This is a genomic window from Streptomyces sp. NPDC091280 (genome assembly GCF_044768565.1).
In the GTDB taxonomy this organism is placed as follows: domain Bacteria; phylum Actinomycetota; class Actinomycetes; order Streptomycetales; family Streptomycetaceae; genus Streptomyces.
Window position 1 is genome coordinate 12699 of the sequence record NZ_JBIVUZ010000006.1, and the last position, 18901, is coordinate 31599.

Annotated in this window: 16 protein-coding genes and 3 pseudogenes; 7 read left to right on the plus strand and 12 right to left on the minus strand. The window is 67.1% G+C overall.

Annotation, left to right across the window (positions count from 1 at the left end):
• Window positions 1-311: 311 nt before the first annotated feature.
• From ACIQPR_RS18860 to ACIQPR_RS18870, 3 genes are all read right to left on the minus strand, one after another.
• Entirely contained in the window at window positions 312-665 is a 354-nt protein-coding gene (locus tag ACIQPR_RS18860; RefSeq protein ID WP_403649403.1) for a hypothetical protein, read from the minus strand.
• 278 nt (window positions 666-943) lie between these two features.
• A complete protein-coding gene (locus ACIQPR_RS18865) occupies window positions 944-1123 on the minus strand; it encodes a GNAT family N-acetyltransferase (RefSeq protein WP_403649406.1) in 180 nt (59 codons plus the stop codon).
• A gap of 146 nt (window positions 1124-1269) precedes the next feature.
• Window positions 1270-1752, minus strand: a complete 483-nt coding sequence (locus tag ACIQPR_RS18870; protein ID WP_403649409.1) for a hypothetical protein — start codon at window positions 1750-1752, stop codon at window positions 1270-1272.
• 270 nt (window positions 1753-2022) lie between these two features.
• Here ACIQPR_RS18870 and ACIQPR_RS18875 point away from each other — a divergent pair.
• Window positions 2023-2667 (plus strand): annotated as a pseudogene (locus ACIQPR_RS18875) (FAD-dependent oxidoreductase); the annotation flags it as partial.
• Between the two features lie 15 nt (window positions 2668-2682).
• Here the strand turns inward: ACIQPR_RS18875 and ACIQPR_RS18880 are convergent.
• On the minus strand, window positions 2683-5004 hold the full coding sequence (locus tag ACIQPR_RS18880; RefSeq protein ID WP_403649412.1) for an ATP-binding protein: 2322 nt from the start codon (window positions 5002-5004) through the stop codon (window positions 2683-2685).
• Between the two features lie 223 nt (window positions 5005-5227).
• Between ACIQPR_RS18880 and ACIQPR_RS18885 the strand changes: the two genes are divergently transcribed.
• From ACIQPR_RS18885 to ACIQPR_RS18895, 3 genes are read left to right on the plus strand one after another with little or no spacing between them, the layout of a single operon-like run.
• Window positions 5228-5623 carry a hypothetical protein gene (locus ACIQPR_RS18885; RefSeq protein ID WP_403649415.1) on the plus strand — a complete coding sequence of 132 codons (396 nt, stop codon included), beginning with the start codon at window positions 5228-5230 and terminating at the stop codon, window positions 5621-5623.
• A 49-nt stretch (window positions 5624-5672) separates the two neighbouring features.
• The gene (locus ACIQPR_RS18890) at window positions 5673-6182 is read left to right on the plus strand and encodes a hypothetical protein (protein WP_403649418.1); all 510 of its coding nucleotides are present in this window, start codon (window positions 5673-5675) and stop codon (window positions 6180-6182) included.
• Between the two features lie 25 nt (window positions 6183-6207).
• Window positions 6208-6486, plus strand: coding sequence for a hypothetical protein (locus tag ACIQPR_RS18895; RefSeq protein ID WP_403649421.1), 279 nt, complete (start codon window positions 6208-6210; stop codon window positions 6484-6486).
• Here ACIQPR_RS18895 and ACIQPR_RS18900 read toward each other — a convergent pair.
• Both ACIQPR_RS18900 and ACIQPR_RS18905 read right to left on the minus strand, forming a co-directional pair.
• A complete protein-coding gene (locus ACIQPR_RS18900; protein ID WP_403649424.1) occupies window positions 6466-6762 on the minus strand; it encodes a hypothetical protein in 297 nt (98 codons plus the stop codon). The two genes, ACIQPR_RS18895 and ACIQPR_RS18900, sit on opposite strands and share 21 nt — an antisense overlap.
• A 72-nt stretch (window positions 6763-6834) precedes the next feature.
• The gene (locus ACIQPR_RS18905) at window positions 6835-7704 is read right to left on the minus strand and encodes an IS5 family transposase (protein WP_403649427.1); all 870 of its coding nucleotides are present in this window, start codon (window positions 7702-7704) and stop codon (window positions 6835-6837) included.
• A gap of 3 nt (window positions 7705-7707) precedes the next feature.
• Between ACIQPR_RS18905 and ACIQPR_RS18910 the strand changes: the two genes are divergently transcribed.
• On the plus strand, window positions 7708-8064 hold the full coding sequence (locus ACIQPR_RS18910) for a hypothetical protein (protein ID WP_403649429.1): 357 nt from the start codon (window positions 7708-7710) through the stop codon (window positions 8062-8064).
• Window positions 8054-8989 (plus strand): annotated as a pseudogene (locus ACIQPR_RS18915) (IS5 family transposase). The gene ACIQPR_RS18910 and the pseudogene ACIQPR_RS18915 overlap by 11 nt, the downstream one beginning before the upstream one ends.
• A gap of 10 nt (window positions 8990-8999) precedes the next feature.
• Here ACIQPR_RS18915 and ACIQPR_RS18920 read toward each other — a convergent pair.
• The 5 genes and pseudogenes from ACIQPR_RS18920 to ACIQPR_RS18940 all read right to left on the minus strand — a co-directional run.
• A pseudogene (locus ACIQPR_RS18920) lies at window positions 9000-9401 on the minus strand (DUF6283 family protein); the annotation flags it as partial.
• Window positions 9402-9639: 238 nt separating this feature from the next.
• Window positions 9640-10635, minus strand: coding sequence for an RNA polymerase subunit sigma-70 (locus ACIQPR_RS18925; protein ID WP_403649432.1), 996 nt, complete (start codon window positions 10633-10635; stop codon window positions 9640-9642).
• Between the two features lie 137 nt (window positions 10636-10772).
• Window positions 10773-11114: an EthD family reductase gene (locus ACIQPR_RS18930; protein ID WP_403649435.1), complete on the minus strand. Its 342-nt coding sequence runs from the start codon at window positions 11112-11114 to the stop codon at window positions 10773-10775.
• A 65-nt stretch (window positions 11115-11179) separates the two neighbouring features.
• Window positions 11180-12202 (minus strand): NADPH:quinone oxidoreductase family protein, encoded by a 1023-nt coding sequence (locus ACIQPR_RS18935; RefSeq protein ID WP_403649438.1) that lies wholly within the window; start codon window positions 12200-12202, stop codon window positions 11180-11182.
• 384 nt (window positions 12203-12586) lie between these two features.
• Window positions 12587-13291, minus strand: coding sequence for a GNAT family N-acetyltransferase (locus ACIQPR_RS18940; RefSeq protein ID WP_403649441.1), 705 nt, complete (start codon window positions 13289-13291; stop codon window positions 12587-12589).
• 1143 nt (window positions 13292-14434) lie between these two features.
• Between ACIQPR_RS18940 and ACIQPR_RS18945 the strand changes: the two genes are divergently transcribed.
• Window positions 14435-16597 (plus strand): tetratricopeptide repeat protein, encoded by a 2163-nt coding sequence (locus ACIQPR_RS18945; protein WP_403649443.1) that lies wholly within the window; start codon window positions 14435-14437, stop codon window positions 16595-16597.
• Window positions 16598-16850: 253 nt separating this feature from the next.
• Here the strand turns inward: ACIQPR_RS18945 and ACIQPR_RS18950 are convergent, their stop codons facing one another.
• Complete coding sequence (locus tag ACIQPR_RS18950; protein WP_403649445.1) at window positions 16851-18605, minus strand: HAD hydrolase-like protein; 1755 nt, start codon at window positions 18603-18605, stop codon at window positions 16851-16853.
• Window positions 18606-18901: the final 296 nt, after the last annotated feature.

Here is an 18901-nt window from a genome sequence, read left to right on the forward strand (position 1 = left end):
CTCTTGTTGCTCAACCACCTTTGTTCGAAGGGGAGTTGGCTGAGAACAGGGTATTGCCAGACACTGCTTGAACGTGAAACATGTTACCGCCAGTAACTCTGGCCCCACAGCAGAGAAGGAGTCACACGTGATCCGTGTGAGGAGAATCATCGCTGCCCTTGGTGCCCTCGCGGCCGTCACGGCGGCGGCAGCCCCGGCCTCAGCCGCGAAGGCCGACGACAACCGCACCTACCGCTCTTACTGACATTCCGGGCACCCCGTTGGGATGCGGCCGACACGGCATCCCTTCATCAGGTGCCCTTCCGAGGGCTTCAGGACTGATGCCGCGCAGAGCGGCGCCGTTTCCGTAGCTCAAACCCTCCGATGACGACGATCGGCATCGGGTCGAAGAGTATGAGGGCGAAGGCCTTGGCGGTGGCCATGCTGCCGACTTCCTGATAGCTGCCGAGGCCGGTGCGTTCCAATCGCCCGGAATGACCCTTGCTGCCGCTGCTCAGATCGGCCTCGGCCCGCGGGTCCTCAATCCGGCCGTCATTGGAGATGAATATGCCAGAACACTCCCACGAGCTCAGCGACCCGGAGAACTCTGTTGTGGGGCCGACTGGACAGCCATGTGTCCCCATGCGCGGCTTGATCGAGGCCCGCAGCTGGCTGATCGTGTTCACTCTGCCCGCGTACGCGCCGGAGTTGAACGCGGTCGAGTACCTGTGGGCGCACGTGAAGCACACCCTCGTGAATCTCGCCAACGTCGCATTCGGCGGCCTCGAAACCCTCATACGCAACAGACTCAAACGGCTCCAGTACCGCTCTGGCCCTCTCGACGGCTTCCTCGCGCCAGCACGGGGCTCTCCCTCGCCCCGCCACCGTAAGTCCTGACGTTCACCTCGCAGAGCGGGCTGCCCGAATCGTGCTCCGAGTCAAAGCAGCTGATCGAGCCGCATACTCATGCGTCGAAGGCCAGCCGCGTCGTAGACGCACGAGCGTCTTCGTTGAACTCCCAGACGTCTGTCACCAGGCGTCGGTAACCTGCCTTGCGCCCCACTTCCCGCACCGTTTCGAGTAGCGCCGAGCCGACGCCCATGTCGGCGGCTTGCCTCGGCGAGATCGCAACCAGGACCGGCATCCTCAAAACCTCCCTGCACCTCTACCTCCAGAGATGGCCGCCGCGCTGGGAAGCCAGGGCAGAAGCCCGGGCCTGCACGAGCGGCAATGAGCTGACGGCTACCAGCCCGGGAGTGACTCGCCCAGAGTCAGGCTGGTCGCGGCGAGTCACTCCTCCTGCACGTCGCGGTTCCGGGTCCCGATGGAAAGGTAGACGCCGTGCGTACCCTGCGCCGGTTCAGCGATCTGGGAGGTCCAGACGCTGTTGAGGCACAACTGGACACCGCACAGCTTGCTGGAGGGCAGTCCGCGCAGGGCGGCATCCGAGCCCACGTCGAAGGACAGCGGGCCGACGTCCGCGACCAGGGCGTCGATGTCGGCCTCCCTGCAGGTCTCCTCCAAGCTGCGGAATATCAGTGGCGACCATGCGTCCCGCCATGGTTCCAGGCATATCTCCGGGGAGGGAAGCAGCCAAAGCGCCTCAAGATTGGGTGCCAGCTCCACATCCACCTCGTAGCGACTCTCGCCCCGCGGCACGTCCAGTGCGTGCAGCCGCCTCCAGAAGCCCTCCAGGCCCGTCTCCGGAACTGGATCGAGACCGTCGAGGACCTGGTACGACCGCGAGAAGGAGTGCCCGGTCGACCCGCTCACCGAGGCGGTCCAGGACCTGGGTCCGGCCGGTGGACGGCCTCACGCACCGGCTACCGCTGGCGCACGGTGGCCGGCCCCCGACGCTCGCCGGATATGTCGACGTGTCCGCTGAGTCTCTCGCCAACCCCCAAGTCGCGCGCCTTCACCAAGCGGTGGAGCAGGTACTGGCTGGCCGACGACGAACAGCAGGCCGGGCGCCCGCACCCCGACATCGCCGAGCTTCGCGCGGCGTTCGAGGACGTGGCCGCCATGCCGGAGCAGCTATGCCGAGGCAGCGTCGGCCGCGTGGCCCAGGCCGCGAGCAGCGGCTACACCGGCGAGACGTCGGTGGAGACTTCCCCGGACGAAGTCGACATGCGGCACCCCGCGCTGGCCCGGCTGATGGGGGCGGGTTCGCAGGCGGTGTATGGCGTGAACCCGCTCATTGCCGCCCAGCGTGGCAGCGGAGGACACGTCAAGGTGTACGCCAAGTTCCGCGCGTCGGCGGACTGGTGCCCGGACGCGGCCGAGCTGAAGGCCGTACAGGCTAAGCTGCTGTCCCTGTTCTGCGGTTGGGCCGTGCTGGTCCAAGACCTTCTGCTGCAGGGCACGGCGTTCCCCCACCGCACCCTCCACGCTCTGCCGGTGTCCCACGTCTGGCCCCACGTCCCCGGAGTGACCCTTCTCGGCGACGCCGCCCACCTGAGGCCTCCTTTGGGCGCGAGCGCCAACCTCGTGATGCTGGAGGGCGCGGAGCTGGCGGAGGCCGTTGCGAGCCGCCCCGGAGACCTGGACGGGACACTCCGTGCCTTCGAGGAACGGATATGTGAGCGTGCTGGGAAGCCGTCGAGGATCACGACGGCGGGGCTGGAACGTCTGGTGAGCGCGGACCTGCGGCACGCACTGGCGATGTTCGACGAGATCCAGCCGTACTGACCGGCCTTGAGCTGTTCATGGGGCTGCTTCCAGACGGTCCCGGGCCTCGGCCGCCTTCGGATGGTCGATCTTTTCGTACAGGACCAAGGCCGCCGTCCACGCCGCGCGGGCCTCGGACGGGCGGTGGGCCGCGGCGTGGATGTCGCCGGTGCCCCGGAGTGCCTCTGCCTCTATGTAGGCGTCCGCCAGGTCGTTGGCCAGGGTGCGTTGGGCCTCGTAGAAGGACAGCGCGGTGTCCAGGTCCACGTTCAGCTGGTGGAAGTCGGCCAGGTTGCCCAGGGCGTACGCCTCGTTGTGGCGATCGCCTACCTGGCGGAAGATCTCCAGGGCCTCGTGGACGTCGGCGATGGCCTCGGAGCGGCGGCCGGGCTGGGACTTGTGGACCACCGCGCGGTTGAGCAGGGCCGTCGCGCGCAGGCGCACCGTGTCGGGACTGGTGAGGAGGGCGAGTGCCGAGGTCTGGAGGTTGACGGCGGACTGAAGGTTGCCGCGATCGTTCTGTACGACGCCCTGGGAGATGAGCGCGGATGCCTCGCCCTCTTTGTCGCCCAAGGCCCGGTAGAGGCGCTGGGCTTGGAGACAGCACTCCTCGGACGCGTCTAGGCAGCCCGCCATCCAGTGCACGCCGCCGAGCCCGTTGAGCAGTACTGCCTCGGTCTTGGGGTCGTCGTCGGCACGGGCGGCCTTGAGGGCGAGTCGCTGGGCAGTGAGGAAGTCGTCCAAGTGGCGGCGGATGATGAAGAAGTGCTTCTGGGTCTCGGCGAGTTGCCATACCTGGCGGTGGAATCCGGCGGTGGCGGCGGCCTGTTGGACCGCGGCGAGGTTGTGCTGCTCGCGGTCGAACCAGGTGAGGGCGTCGTCGTAGTCCACGAAGTGCGGTGTGTCCGCTGTCGGTTCGGGGGGCATGCCCGTCAGGTTCGGGGTGCGGATTGCCGCCGCCGCTGCGTACCCTGTGTCCACGCACCACCCCGTCAGCCGGGCCAGGGGCGCCGCCGGATCGGGCTCGGGTTCGGCTACCGCCAGTTCCGCGGCCAGCAGGCGCAGCAGGTCGTGGAGTTCGTAGCGGCCCGGGCTCGGTTGGGTGAGGAGGTGTTCGTCCTGGAGCCGTTCCAGGGCGTCCTCCGCCTCGTCGGCGGAGGTCTCGGCGAGGGCCGCGGTCAGATCGGGGGTGGTGTCGGGGCCGGGGTGATGGCCGAGGAGACGGAAGATGCGGCGCAGCGGCTCGTCGAGTTCCTGGTAGGAGAGCTGGAAAACGGGGCGTAGCGCGCGGTTGCCGAAGCTGATGGCGGTGAGGCGGCCGTCGTGCAGCCGGTTGGCGAGATGGCGCAGCGGCCAGGCCGGGCGGGAGCGCAGCCGGGCGGCGGCGAGCGAGACTGCCAGCGGCAGCTGGCCGCAGTACTCCGCTATCCGGGCGGCGGCCTCCGGCTCGGCCGCGATCCGTTCGGCGCCCGCGATCCGGGCCAGCAGTTCCAGGGACTCGGCCTCGGTGAAGACACCGAGCTGGTGCGGGGAAACGTTGTCGAGTGCGGCGAGGCTGCGCCGGCTGGTGACGAGGACGAGACAGGTCGGCGCGGCCGGGACCAGATCGCGGACCTGGTCCTCGTCCGCCGCGTTGTCCAGCAGGATCAGCGCGTGCCGCCCTTGCAACCGGTCCCGGAACATCGCGGCCCGCTCGTCCCGGCCGGCGGGTATCTGCTGGGCGGGGACGCCGAGTTGACGCAGAAACGCCTCCAGCACGGCCGACGGGTCGGTGGGCGGCAGCTCGGCGTCGAAGCCGCGGAGGTTCGCGTGCAGCTGGACGTCGCCGAAGCGGCCCGCGCGCACCAGCTGATGCGCGGCGTGCACGGCGAGCCGGGTCTTGCCGACCCCCGCCATACCCTCGATCGCCGAGATCACCACGGTGTTCGCGGCCCCGTCCTCACGCGACCGCGTCGCCGCCTCGACCAGCCGCGCCAGCTCCTCCGTGCGGCCAGTGAACGTCCCCAGATCGGCGGGCAGCTGCCCGAACACCCCGGCCGGACCGCCCGCCTTGGCCAGCCCGTGCACCCGGACACAGGCCGCCCGCCACCGCTCAACCCCGGGCTCGTCCACCCCCAGGGCCCGTACGACCGCCACCACCAGGTCCAGATCGAGACGCCGCCGCCCGGTCCTGAACACATCCACGACCGTGGTCGCCGACACATCCCGTGCCGGTCGCAGTCGCGCCCCCGCCGACTTGGCCAGTGAGCGGTACGGTGGCATCCCCGCCCACGCCCGCAGCTCCCTCAATGCCTCCACGAACTCGGCCATGTCCGCGACCCGTTGAGGATCGGGCACCCCGTCCCGCAGCTCACCCATGACGCCCCCGTCCTGTGCCGCCCGGTGCCCCGCCGCGCCGGGTGCGGAAGTAGGGAGAGGCGTACGGATTCGTACGGAATACGGGACTTCACCCTCCCCTCCCGGCCAGTCTGGGCCGTGCCGCTTCACGACCGTACAGGGAGAAGCACACTCATGCCGTACTCCTACTTTCACCGGACCGGCCACCGCGGCGACCAGTTCCCCGTCTGAAAGGAAGTCCGTCATGCGCGCGTTCACCAAGAAGGTGCTCCAAGGCACCGTCGCCGTGGCCCTCGCGTTCGGCGGTGTCACCGTCGCCTCGGGCAGTGCCAGCGCCGCCGCCGACACTGCCTGCGGCCACAGCACCTGCATCACCGGGTGGAATCTGCTCGGTGAACTCGACCCGGTCGAGATGACGATCTGCAACTACCAGTCGGCGGCCAACGACTTCGTGATGTCGATGCGGGACAACCAGGACGGCCAGGTGTTCGACACGTACACCACGCCGCTCATCCCGTCCGGGCACTGTCTCTCCCCGAACTGGAAGTCCTACCGGCAGTACCCCACCACTGCAGTGCAGTTCTCGGCCCGCTCAGGCAGCAACTGGTCCTACAGCACCGGGTGGGTGGGCGTCGGCTAGGCGCAGGCGTCGCTGACAGCACCGACCCTCCTCGAAAGAAGGCAACCCCATGTTCCGTCGTATCGCTCTGGCCCTCACGGCCCCGCTGCTGCTGGCCGGCACCCTCGTCGCGGCCAGCGCCCCCGACGCCTCGGCCGCTGACTACGGCGGCGGCTGCCGCTCCGCCAACGCCGGCTGGGCGAGCACGACCGGCGGCGTCCTGCTCAACCCCTGCCTGAACGTCGACCAACAGAGCTTCGTCACCGGGCAGTTGCAGGCCGAGAACCTGAACGGGCTGGACGTCGACTACTGCGCACAGCTGCTGCGGGTACTCGGGGACGGCACCACGAAGTGGGAGGAGGACTTCGGCTGCCAGACGAAGTGGAACTCCACCCGCGTCGTCAGCTACACGGCCCCCGGCACCACCTTCAACCTCTGGACCGACAAGGGTAATTCGACTTTCCCCGGCCCCGGCGTGTACGTCCTCCAGGTCGGGTACTGGGCCACAGTCAACGGCGATTACGCCTACTACGGCAACGCCCAGAGCCCCCGCATCTACGTCGACCAGCCGCTTCCGTAGGCGGCCGGCTCGGCCGCCTACCGGAATGACGGGCGGCCTGTCCTGGCTGACGGCCGGCCTGACCGGGGTGGCGCTCGCCACCCCGGCACAGCTCCTGGTCACCCGCACGTCGGCCAGGCTCGTGATGGCGGTCGAGATGGCCCTGACCGGGGACGGGGTCCTGTGGGCAACCCGGGCGCCCGTGCAGGGGACCTTCCTCGCGAATTTAGCCGGCCCGTCCTTCCTGACCCGGGCCGTCACTTGGATGTTCATCCTGGTATCGATCGGAGCCCTAGGCCGTGTTTTAGGTAACGCGGGTGGCTAGCCATTTGGTGAGGTCGCCCGCGATCTGGTCGATGCTTGTCTCTACGGTGACGTCGTGCTCGCGGCGGCTGGTGTCACGCCGGACGATCTCGTAGCCGCCCGTCTCCAGGACGGCGACTGACGCGAACCAGGCGGGATCGTCCTCATCGGGCTGGATCACGACGAAGGTGTTGGCAGTGCCGTTTAGGTCGCTGACCAGCTCGAACAGAGCGTCTTCGGACGGGTCGTCGACGTGGTCGCCGTTCTCGCTGTCCGCGCAGTAGTAATCAGCGGCCACCGGACCTCCCCATGCGTGTGCTGCTCGAAGTGCCGGGGCCAGCATGGCACGGCCGCCGGGCCGCCCGACGGCTCACAACCATTGGTGGATCGCCGCGACGTGAACCGTCGCCTCGTACCGAACCGCGAGCTTGTCGAATCGGGTGGCCACTGCCCGGTGCTGCTTGAGACGGCTGATCCCGCACTCGACCGCATGGCGCTCGCGATAGTCGATCTTGTCGAACTTCGGCGGTCGGCCGCCTCGTGAACCACGCTTCTTGCGGTTGCGGACTTGATCAGCCTTCTCCGGGATCGTGCATCCGATGCCGCGTCTGCGTAAGTAGGCGCGGTTCGCGCGGGAGCCGTAAGCCTTGTCCGCCCGGATCTTGTCCGGCCGGGACCGCGGCCGGCCAGGACCGGTCCGAGGCACGCGGATGGCCTCCAGGACCGGCTGAAGCTGCGGGCTGTCGTGCCGGTGCCCGGCGGTGACGAGCAGCGACAACGGCCTCTGCCCCTGCTCGCAGGCCAGGTGAATCTTCGTGGTGAACCCGCCCCTTGACCGGCCCAGCCCGTGGTCGTCGGGCTCGATGGCGACACCACCAGGCGCCTCCTTCTGTCCCGCACCGTCCCGGCGGGCACCGGCCGCGTGCTGGTGAGCCCGGCAGATCGTGGAATCGACGTTGACCTCCCACGTGATCAGCCCGGCCTCATCGGCCCGCGCCTGTAACAGTGTCAGCAGCCGCGCCCACACCCCCTGCCGCTGCCATCGGCGGAACAACCCGTACACGGTCTGCCAGGGCCCGTACTCAGGCGGCAGGTCACGCCACGGAACACCCGTACGCACCCTCCAACACACACCGTCCACCAGGCGTCGCCGCCCCGGCCACCTGCGACTCACACCCGCCGCAGGCAGCAACGACTCCAGCACTGACCACTTCTCATCTGAAAGATCTCCACGCCCCACACGGTGATCATCACGGCGCGAGGCATGGAACGGAACCCGGACCTAAAACACGGCCTAGTCGGCGTCACCAAGCACGACGCCAGCGTCGCCTTCGGACTTATCGACTTCTCCCAGCAGCTCGGCGCCACGCTCGGGATCGGCGTCGCGTCAACCCTGGCGGCCTCGCAGTCCCGTAGCCTGCCCGGCCACGGCCACGCTACCGCAGACACCCTCTCCGGAGGATTCCACCAGGCGCTGGGGGTCTGCGGGCTCGTTGGCCTGACCGCCGTCCCCATCGCGCTGCTCCTCGTCCGGCAAAGCGGCATCACCTGGAGGGTGTCTCCTCGATCAGTAAATCGTTGTTCTGATCATGCTCAGTAGGCGAGATCTCACGGATGGCGAGTGGGCAGTGCTTGAACCGCTGCTCCCCAGGAGTGACAACCGGTACGGCCGGTGTCGGGATCACCGACAGGTGATCAACGGGATCATTCATCGGCTCAGCACCGGCTGCCAGTGGCGCAAGCTGCCCAAGCATTTCGGCCCATGGCAGACCATCCACAAGCACCCTGCCCAGTGGTCGGCCGACGGCACCTGGGAATGACTGCTCCAGCACGTCCAGGCCGTCGCCGACGCAGCGGGTGACATCGACTGGAACATCAACGTCGACTCCACCTCGATCCGGGCACACCAGCACGCTGCCGGCGCCCTGACCGGTCCGCCACCAGCACCCCCGCATGCCTCAAAAGGGGGCCTGCGAAGATCGGCTCGCTTGCGCGCACATGCGCTGGCGCCTGTTCTTGGAGGAGGCGGAGCGGCGGGTGAGGCCCTCGGCCGCTCCCGCGGCGGACTGACTACGAAGATTCATCCGGCAGCGGACGGCAGATGCCGTCCGCTGTCCCTGGTCCTCACACCCGGACAACGGGCAGACTGCACGCAGTTCGAGGTGGTCATGGACAAGATCCGCGTTCCGCGACTCGGCGCGGGCCGACCACGGCGACTGCCCGACAGCGTCGGTGCTGACAAGGCGTACAGCAACAGCGTGATACATAACTACTTGCGCCGACGCGGCATCTGGCACGTGTTCCCGGAGAAGAGCGATTCCAGAACCGCCCGTTGTCGCCGAGGTTCAGACGGCGGCCGACCGCCGGGCTTCGACAAGACCCGGTACAAAGCGAGGAACACCGTCGAGCCAGCGATCAACAAGATCAAGCAGTTTCGAGCCGTCGCCACCCGCTATGACAAATGCCGATACATCTACCTCGGCACCGTTACCGCGGCAGCACTCCTCATCTGGCTCCGTTCCTGAGAAAGAATCTCTATAGAACGAGGTCGTTGCGCGTCCGAGTGATCTTGCTAATCAGGTGGCGGGCCCCCTCATCCGGCGTTTCGATGCCCGATTCACCATGAGCTCCTGCCTCGCTGCCCGACAGGAACAGCGGCACCGGCGACACGTACTCGACCACGGCCTTGTACGTGGCGGTATCGATGCGGCCGTCGATCAACGCCAGGCGCAGGGCGAGCAGTTCCTCGCCTTCGTGGCACCCAGCCCACCCGCCACAAACGCGCCGGACAGCACTGTCCGCATCGGCCTGATGACATTGGAACAGGCCCGTGGGCTGATCAGGAGTGTCGGCGTCGTAACGCCGGAGCTTCGCGTACTCCTCACTAGCCCAGATCCCCGCAGGCACATCACGCCGATAAGGACAGCTCTCGCAGGGACGCTGCGCAGGAGGCCGAAGTTACGAGGACATACAGCCAGTATGACCGAGAGGCATGATCGGGGAGTCACTCTCTAGCTGTCCACCCCGCGGGGCAGGACTCCCACATCCCCGCCCGCAGTACCACGGTGTCTACGGTGACCCGCATTCGTGGGCCGGCGACTACTTCGAGAAGCACGCGGGTTCGCAGATTCTGGGTCTGTTTCGTTGTGCCGGTCAAGCCGTCTCGGCTAGCGAGTCAGTGCGCGAGCACGTAGGGGAAGCCGAAAGTCGCGACCAGCGCGGGATCGTGGAACTTGATCACGCGGGAGACGCCGGTGGTGGTGGGGGCCAGCACCACGACGCCATCGGCCTGGAGCACGCCGCCGCGATCCCGGTGGTACACGACGGCGGCGGGTTGACTGTTGGCCGTGGTGGAGATCATTCGCCAGTCTCCCGGTGTGCCCAGCACGTAGGTGTCGAGCATGTGGATGCACATCGCCCGGCCCGCCTGCCAGTCACGGAATGGCGTCGCCTCCAGCGTGGCGTCCGTGCGCAGCACCTGTTCCAGCAGGCCGGCGTCGGAGCGTTCGAACGCTGCGATGTAGGCGTCGAGAAGCGCGCGTGCCCGTTGGTCGGTCGGTTCGAGCAGTGCGCCGGGCTCCGGCTCCAGTTCGTCCAGCCTGGAACGGGCGCGCTGCAGGCCGCTCTTGACCGCCGCCGTTGTGGTGTCGAGGATCTCCGCTGTCTCGGCTGTCGAGAACGCCAGCACCTCGCGAAGGATGAGGATCGCGCGTTGGCGGGCGGGCAGGTGCTGGAGGCTGGCGATGAGCGCCAGCCGCAGAGACTCACGTTCGACCACCACCGCAGCCGGATCGTCTGCGGGCGGGGAGATCCATGCGTCCGGCAGCGGTTCCAGCCACGAGACCTCACCCGGCGCAACGGGACTCGGCGCGCTATCGGGTCTGTCGTACGGGCCTGTCAGACCCGAGGGCAGTAGCCGGATCGCGCGCGGCTTCAACGCCTTCAGGCAGACGTTGGTGGCGATCTTGTAGAGCCAAGACCGCATCGACGCACGCCCTTCGAACCCGGTGTAGAACCGCCACGCACGCAGATAGGTCTCCTGCACCAAGTCCTCGGCATCGTGCGCCGAGCCCACCATGCGGTAACAGTGCGCCAACAGCTCCCGCCGGAACCGCTCCGTCTCGGCGGTGAACCGGTCTTGATTCGGCGCCGCCCGCCGATCCGATGTCACGTCGCGAGCCTAGTACCGTCGCCACACGTCTGGGTGTTGTCGACGTGCCGACTGTGGACGCCGAGAATGCCAGGTTCCGCCCCGCCGCAGCCACTGTCGACGACGCGGGCGTCCTGTCGCTTCGGTGGCATCCGCGATCAGACCTCTTCAAGTTGCGGGAGCATGCCGCGGAAGGTCGCGTATCGGGCCAGGTTCGCCGCGGCATCGTCGGCTGTGCGTCGGCCGATCTCAGATTTGAGCGTGGATTCGAGCGCAGCCATGTCGTCCCAGTCCAGCATCACCACCATGTGGCACGGCTCGCCGATCACGACTGCTGGCTCATGACTGCGCGTGTAACGGTGCAGGCCCGGACACTGTTTCGCCAACGGAATGGGGACGTCGCTGTAGTGACGTTCGAACGCGTCGATGTCGGAGAGGGCGTCGTACATCACGACGAGTCGCACCACCTGCTGAGTGGCTGGGCCCACGGTTGCAGTCATCTGTTTCAGCTCCTGTCATGGAAGCGTCCAGTGTGCGAGCCACCGGATCGGTGCTGGGGATTTCCTCAGGGCAGCAGGGCCAGCTTGCCGACGGTTGCCCGGGCTTCCAGTTGCGTCAGCGCTTTCGAGCCGTCGGCCAGGTCGTACACGGTGGGCAGGCTTGGGGCGAGCACGCCGACCGCGATCAGCGCGGACAGCTCACCCATCAGCTCTCCGAAGATCTGCGGCGCGGCCTGGATCAGCACGCCGATATTGAGGCCGATGATGTGTACCTGGTGCTTGTACACCAGCTCCCAGTTGGTGATCGGGGCTTCGCCGCCTGCCATGCCGTAGACGACTACACGGCCAGTGACCTGCTTGGCCGCGGCCAGGCTGGCGGCGAAGGTGGAGGCGCCGGCCGACTCCAGAACCACATCGACGCCGCAGCCGCCGGTCAGTTCCCTCACCTCGGCGACGAGGTCGCCGCCGAGAGAGTTCAGGACGTGGTCGGCTCCGAGTGCCCGCACCGTCTCGTGCTTGCCCGGCGATGCAGTGGCGATGACCGTCGCACCGTAGTGCTTGGCCATCCTCACCGCAGCCTGTCCTGTCCCGCCCGCCGCGGCGTGGATCAGTACAGCCTGCCCGGCAGCAATGCCGCCCAGAGGCTTGAGCGCGGCCAGCGCGGTGGGCCAGTTCACGACCAGCCCCAGCGCCTGTTGCTCCGTCCAGCCCGACGGTACCGGCAGCGCCGCAGCCGCGGGCAGGACCATGTACTGGGCGAAAGCGCCGGTTCCGACGCCGACGACGCGTGCCCCCGGCTGCGGGCCGGTCACCGCCTCACCCACCGCGACGACCTCGCCTGCGGCTTCGAAACCCGCCAGGTAGGGCGGCTGCGGGCCGTCCCCGAACGTTCCGTGAGCCTTCGAGAGGTCGGCGAAGTTGACCCCGGCGGCGGCGACGCGGATGAGGACCTCGCCCCTGTCCGGGCTCGGTACCGGCGCGTCGGTGATCAGACGCATGTCCTGCGGGCCGTTGAGGGAAACTTGCTGGAGCGCGCGCATAGTCGCGGGAATACTCATGGCGATCAGCCTTTCTTTCGCGGCGTACATGAGAGAGACCGACCGGCCGGTCATGCCGGGCCGTGCCTCCCATCATGTAGATCCCGGCCACCACAGAAAGGAATCGCCCGATCCCGAACCGCACGACGTCGACCCGCAGCGTTAGTCCCTGGCTTTCGACGTCCACCGTCGCGCTGATCATTCGACGCGAGCCCCATCTGGACTCGGCTGCGAATAGACGCCACCTGAACATGCGAGAGCACCAGTCGAGGCCAACTACATCCGGGTGAAAGACTTTCGTCGGCCGCGACGACCTCATCAACAAGGTCCGGACGTATGTGATCGAGAAGAACGAGACCGCCAGCCCGTATCGCTGGACCTACGACGCCACCCCGCTCAATGCCGCGTGACCCCGGCGAACCGGATCGGCACCTCTCAGGGCAGGTGCAGCCACCATGTGATGCCCGTGCCGATCTGGGTGAAGCCGCACTTGGAATACAGCAGCTTCCCCTCAGGCGTCGCGTTCAACACCGCGTGCCGGGCCCCGGCCCGGCCTGCGGCGGCGCATACCGCCCGTAGCAACCCGCTTCCCAGACCACGACGACGGAACGGCTCCCAGACCGCCATGTCGAACACCCCGGCCGACTGCCCGTCCAGGAACGACCACGCTCGCCCGGCGAAACGCCGCGAACCCCCGTCGTACGCGGCGGCGTACCACGCCCGTGGCACCGGCAGGCGAGCCAGCGCCAACTGTGCCCGATAGTCCGCGAACTGCCCGCCGTAGTCATCGGAATCCAGCTGCAACTCGATCCGCGGATCGACACCGCCCTCCAGCTCGGCGATCGGTGCGGTCATCCACCACGGGGACCACCCCCGTTCGAACCCGGCCTCGGCCAGCGGCCCGGCATCGACCTCGGCGGAAAGCCACACCCCGACGCTGCCGGCCCCCCTGCGCTTCGCCCGCTCCACACCGCGGGCCACGGCATCGGCCGGCAGTGACCGAGGGAACATCAGGGTCTGCCCGTCAGGACCGTCGACCCACTCCAAAGGGCCGTCGGACCACACCTCTCCGCCCAGCACCTCAGCCCGAGCACGAAACCAACTCGCCTGGACTCGCTCACAATCGGCAACCGTCACCACACCACCAGCCTGGCACCCCGCACGGGCAACACCGTCACCCAGCCCGCAACGAACCAACACGGTGCTGCACCAGGCACCAAGAGACAGCCTGCGGACACGGACGATCCCGTCGCCGGCAGCGGGCCGTCCAGACCGCTGACAAGCCGAGCGTAGTACGGGCTCACACCGACTACGTACGATGCCGACGGTCCGCCAGAGGACAGAACGTCGTTGCCGCGGCGGGCAATCCACCGGTACCGGACAGGTCGCTCGGATAGGCGCGACGGTCGGCCATGTCCTGGACGTACCGCCGGCCAGGGGCGTGTGCCCAGGCGTGCATCCTGCCGAGCGGAAGCGCGGAACAGATATGGGCGTCCTGGAATGAGACAGGCGTATGCCGACGCGTGCCCCAAACGTCACACCATGGGCCCCAGAAAGCAAGACAACCCGGACGGCCCCACCCGCACCAATTCATTGACGGATGCAATAGCGGAGTTATCGCCGCATTTTAGATGAAAGTGACCTCCCAGAGGTCGTTCACGATGGATGATCTGGCGATGCAGGAGGCATGCATTGGGAGCGGGCATTTGAAGACCGGCCGCGAATCGGATGCGGGTTTGGCGTCAGGGGGACTCCAGTGATGGGTGAAGGCATTGCGGCGTTAGCCGCTGCGGGGGGAGCAGCGGTGGTGCAGGCTGCCGGTACCGATGCGTGGGGAGGCGTACGTACGGTGGTGGCGCGATTACTGGGACGAGGCGATCCGCAACAGGAAGCCGCCGAGCTGCAGTTGCTGGATCGGACACACAGCGAACTGGCTGGGGCCGGCGGTGATCAGCTCGCCAGTCACGAGGGTGGACGCTGGCAGGGTATTTGGCAGACTCGGCTGGAGATGCTGATCGCCGGAGTCCCGGCGGGAGAGCTGGGGTCATACATCGATCAACTGCAGCACGTGATCGCACTGGCACAAGTTCGGTCGGCTGGCTCTGAGCCCCAGAGCATCACTGCGGGGCGGGATCTTTCGGTCAGGTCCGACCACGGGTCGGTGGCTGGAGGCATCGTGAGTGTGGAGGGCGATCTTCGGGTTGAGCGCCCTTTCCCTCCGCCCATGGGGGAAGGGAGCCCTTGAGAGCCTCGCCCGTGACTGGGTCCGTACCGGCGAAAGGGGTGGTCGCCCAGGACGGCTCGCTGGCTGCGGGAAGCATCAAGATCGGAAAGGTCGTCCTCGGGGGCGAGCTGGACCAGGTCCCGGATGCACCCGTGACGCTCTCGGCGCCCGTGGGTGATCGGGACGGAACGTATCCGCTGAGGGGACGTGATGACCTCGTGGAGACCCTTCTTGCGCTGTGCCGAACCGGGGGAGAGGGGCGCTTACAGGTACTCCATGGGCTCGGTGGATGCGGAAAGACCGCGATCGCGCTGGAACTGGTCCATCGTCTTCTGCAACGTCCGGCGGGCATTCCTGCGAGAACTGTCTGGTGGATCGACGCGCGCCATGGTGTCCTGCTGGACAGCGCGCTGCGGGCACTTGCCTGGCAAACGGGTCTCGGCCGTGAGCAGGCAGGGGCTGCCTGGGTGGCGGATGCACTCTGGGAACGCCTGTCGCATGCAGGGCAGGAGTGGCTTCTGGTCGTGGATAACGCGGACGACCCACGGGTGCTGGACGGTCCGGGCCGGTTGGCGGCGGGCACGGGATGGCTGCGGCCGCATGCCGCGCCATCCGGGCTAATCCTGATCACGACACGTGATGGGACCCCCAGGCTGTGGGGGCCTTCCGCAATGCTTCACCCCGTGCTCCCGCTCTGCGAAAATGCGGCCACGCAGGTACTGATCGACCATGCTGGTCCTGCGGCAGGGTCCACGCGTGCAGCTCAAGCCCTGGCCCGACGTCTTGGGGGGCTGCCGCTGGCGTTACGGCTTGCCGGGGCCTATCTAGCTGAGGTGAACGAGATGCCCGGAGCCTTCAGGGAACCGCAAACCCCTACCGACTTCACGTCCTACCGCGAGGCCCTCGACAGCTCCCAGAGCGCACGGCTCCAGCCCTCGCAGGTCGTCGACGAGACGTGGCGTCTGTCGGTCGAGTATCTGCACAAGCACGGATACCCCTGCGCAGGCACTCTGCTGGACCTGCTGGCCACCTTCGCCGATGCGCCGATCCCCCACACGCTCCTGCTGCGACCTGCGGCTCTCAACGACGTCGTAGGCGACTTATCGCGAATTGGCGGCGCCGAGCTGTGGGCGACGCTGGTCGAGCTGTCGACTCTTGGTCTGCTGGAGCTTCGCAATCCGCACGACGGTCTTCCCGCCGTTTCTCTCCATCCGCTGATCCGTGACGCGAGCAGGGCCCGGAAGAGGGTTGCCGATGTTGCTGGACTGATGGGGCATGCCCAGCAGTTGGAAGAGCTGGGCAAACCGGAGGAACCACAATTCTGGGATGCATGGGAGGCAGTGGTTCCGCACGCCCTTGGTCTGCTGGGACACGCACGAGATACCGCTGGCGACGCCTCCTCGCGGACCGTCTTCGCCAGCGGGGCCGAGTTGGCGGCGCGCTATCTGCGGGCGCGAGGCATGTTGCACGAGGCCGCAGCGCAGTTCAAGGAGATCGTCGCCATCCGGCTGGCGTTCTGGGGACCGCACGACCCGGAGACGCTGGCAAGCCAGCAGCATCTGGCCCGTGTGATGCACGATCTCGGAGACCTCGACACGGCCCGCCACATCTACCAGAAGGTGTGGCACGGCACCTGCGAGCTGCTGGGCGACCAGCATGAACACACGCTCATCGCGCGCCATGAATTGGGCAGATTCCTGCACGACACTGGTGACCTGGTGGCTGCGCGGCAGCACTTGTCTTCCGTACTCGACATACACCTGCGGGTCCGCGGCGCGGATCATGCCTACACCCTCACTGCGCGCCATGAACTGGCGCGGATTCTGCACTCCGAAGGGCAACTGCAGGGGGCCCACAGCGAGTACACGTCAGTGCTGGCTGCCCGGCAGCGCCTGCTCGGCAACGACCATCCCCGCACACTGAGAACCCGGCACAACCTCGCGTGCGTACTCCATGATCTCGGCCGGCTTGAGGAGTCCCTGGGGGAGCTTGAGGCCGTGCTGGCGGCCCGCCGCCAACTGCTGGGGGAGGAGCACCCTGCAGTGCTGGGCACGCAGTACAGAGTCGCATGCGTACTGCGCTCCCAGGGCGAGAGCAGCAGAGCCCGAGCCCAGTTCCGGCTGGTGCAAGAGATCGCCGAGCGTACTCTCGGGGAGGCCCATCCGCACACGCGCCGAGCCCGGGAAGCGGCCCGCGAACTCGAAAGGCCGCCGCCTGGATGAGCACCTGCGGTGGTCCCGCCGCGGTGCTGGTGTTCAGGAGCAATGTCCAGGACTTGTGGATCGGCCTCGGAAGGATCGCCTCGACGCGAAGAGCGTACCCTCCCGAGTGATCGATTGATGAACACCGAGCAGACCCGCATTGCACCGCGGGTGGGGAAGGCACGCCCCTGCTCAGCGTGGTCAACAACGACGGAACCACGGAGACCGGATCCCTGATGGACGACATCACAGGGCTGGAGAATTGCTCGGCGCCTCAGAGCCTGCCCAATGCTCGGGTCAGGCTTTGAACGCTGCCGACCGTTGCTGTGACGCCGGCCTGCCGCAGCATCCTCAACTGCTGGGGTGACGACGCGACTCCGATGAACGACACTCCGGCTGAGCGGGCTGCCACGAAGTCCGCAACCGACTCACCCAGCAGGACGGTCCTGGAGCGGACGGCGTTCAGTTGTGACGTCGCGAGCGTGACGATGTGCGGGTGCGGCTTGAGCACCCGGGGATCCTGCGATCGGCCGAATACGCGGAGTTGGCCTGGTGCCAGGCTCGGCCCGAGACCGCTCAGGAATGTCTCGACGGCGTCCGTGGCATGGTCGGTCACGACAGCCGCGTTCCATCGTTTTTCGTTCACGATGTGCAAGAACTGGGAAACTCCAGGCAGGGGATCGGCTTGCATTGCTGCTGTCACTTCCATGGCTGTCAGAAGTGAATCGAACCGTCTGAGTTTCGCAGACGATCCGTTTCGGACTACAGACCGCAGCATGGCTACAGGATCGCTCTGCGCCTGAGAGTCGAGCGGTACGTCCAGATCGTGCGCTGCGTTCTTGAGTTCGTGCGCGACGACGTGGCGATTGGTTGGCCATAATCTGCACAGCAGTCCGTCGAAGCTGAGGAGAATGGTGTCTACTTCCGAGAAGCGTCGCTGAACCTCAGCAAGCGGGAGATGACCGTTCGCCGGTACACCTCGGATGCGGAGGTGTGAGCGAGCGTTTGGATAGAGGGCGTCATACCAGCTGTGGTACTGCTCGTGGTGTCTGATGCCGTCCTCGGATATTGCGTACTTCTCTTCCCCGTCCGCGGATTCGCCGGAAAATATTTCAATAAGGTGAGCAGGGATCGTTCTGAGCGTTTCGGACGGCGTGGTGAGCTGAGCAGCGGTCAGTGGGACCCCGAGAGTCCCGGCGACTGCCGCCAGATGCGCAAGTGCCACATGATGCTCGGACGGCAGAGTGCACCGGAAAAAGGCGTCCAGGCGCCGGGGGAGAGTTGAGGTCGCCTTGCGTATAGCGGCCGCTTGTGCCTCAAGGCCCTGGAGGGCTTTCGCCTGTTCATCCGTGGTGGCTGCAAAATCGGCTGCCGCCTGCAGGGCTGCCTTCCTGCGCAGCAGGATCCGCAAGGCGGATATTTCCTCGCCGACAAGGCTGGCCAGGGTCACCGGCGATCGCCCGAACGTGGAGGCGAGAGCGACGACATGAGGGTCCTTGGAGTGCGGGTAGTCGAGTCGTCTCGCGTCGGTGTGGCTGAGGACCAGGGCGTGTAGTGGGCCGGCGGCATCGTGTAACCGCTCCTGGGTTCTGGGGGATCGGGAGATGATCTGCTCGATCTCCGCCACGTCGACCCCGAGTTCCTCGCTAAGGTCGGCCAGCAGGCTGAACCGGCCGGCGGGGAAGAGCCCTTCGCGTTCGAGGCGGCTGTACGCGCGTACGGACAAGCGGAGTCTGTGCCTGAAGTCCTGCAGGCGATAGCCGTTGACACGTCGCAGGTCTGCCAAGGTCCACCGGTTTCTCGTGCCGGTGTCGGCAAGGGATATGGGCGCAACATTCAAGGCTTCCGCAAGTTGGCGGATGCGCGGTGCTTCAGGACGGCGCTGGCGTGTCTCGTACAGGACGATCTCTTCCTTGGAGGCGCCGACCGCTGTGGCCAGGGCCGCAACACTCAGTCCTGTCCCGTTGGCGGTCTCACGCGCCTGCCGTAGCTGCCGACCGTCGAAAACGGTTGCGAGTCCCCGCGCCATCGTCCGCTCCCCTCCCGAGCCCGGTCACCCATCCTAGAGATTCGTGAGGTTCCCCCGTTGGCGCGAACTTGTATTTGCGTCGGTTGTGCTGAGCTGCTGTCATGTCATTTAAGGGTGCACCGGCAGGCGGTACCCCTGCGGCCTTGCGGCATCGGGTGCCAGTGTGGGTGCCGTGAGAGCGAGGACTCGACGCTGTCGTACGACTGCGGTGGGTCCCGCACCCCGGCTTGCCTGTCTCGTATCGGGGTGCGGGACTGGTTGAGGTTGGCGACGTGTATCTTGCGCTCTCCCCGATG

What these genes read in the sequence shown, in the direction of transcription:
- ACIQPR_RS18890 (WP_403649418.1), top strand. Translation starts at nt 5,673, where the DNA reads ATGTTCCGTCGTATCGCTCTGGCCCTCACGGCCCCGCTGCTGCTGGCC.
- ACIQPR_RS18895 (WP_403649421.1), top strand. Translation starts at nt 6,208, where the DNA reads ATGACGGGCGGCCTGTCCTGGCTGACGGCCGGCCTGACCGGGGTGGCG.
- ACIQPR_RS18950 (WP_403649445.1), bottom strand. Translation starts at nt 18,605, where the DNA reads ATGGCGCGGGGACTCGCAACCGTTTTCGACGGTCGGCAGCTACGGCAG.
- ACIQPR_RS18880 (WP_403649412.1), bottom strand. Translation starts at nt 5,004, where the DNA reads ATGGGTGAGCTGCGGGACGGGGTGCCCGATCCTCAACGGGTCGCGGAC.
- ACIQPR_RS18865 (WP_403649406.1), bottom strand. Translation starts at nt 1,123, where the DNA reads ATGCCGGTCCTGGTTGCGATCTCGCCGAGGCAAGCCGCCGACATGGGC.
- ACIQPR_RS18885 (WP_403649415.1), top strand. Translation starts at nt 5,228, where the DNA reads ATGCGCGCGTTCACCAAGAAGGTGCTCCAAGGCACCGTCGCCGTGGCC.
- ACIQPR_RS18935 (WP_403649438.1), bottom strand. Translation starts at nt 12,202, where the DNA reads ATGTACGCCGCGAAAGAAAGGCTGATCGCCATGAGTATTCCCGCGACT.
- ACIQPR_RS18930 (WP_403649435.1), bottom strand. Translation starts at nt 11,114, where the DNA reads ATGACTGCAACCGTGGGCCCAGCCACTCAGCAGGTGGTGCGACTCGTC.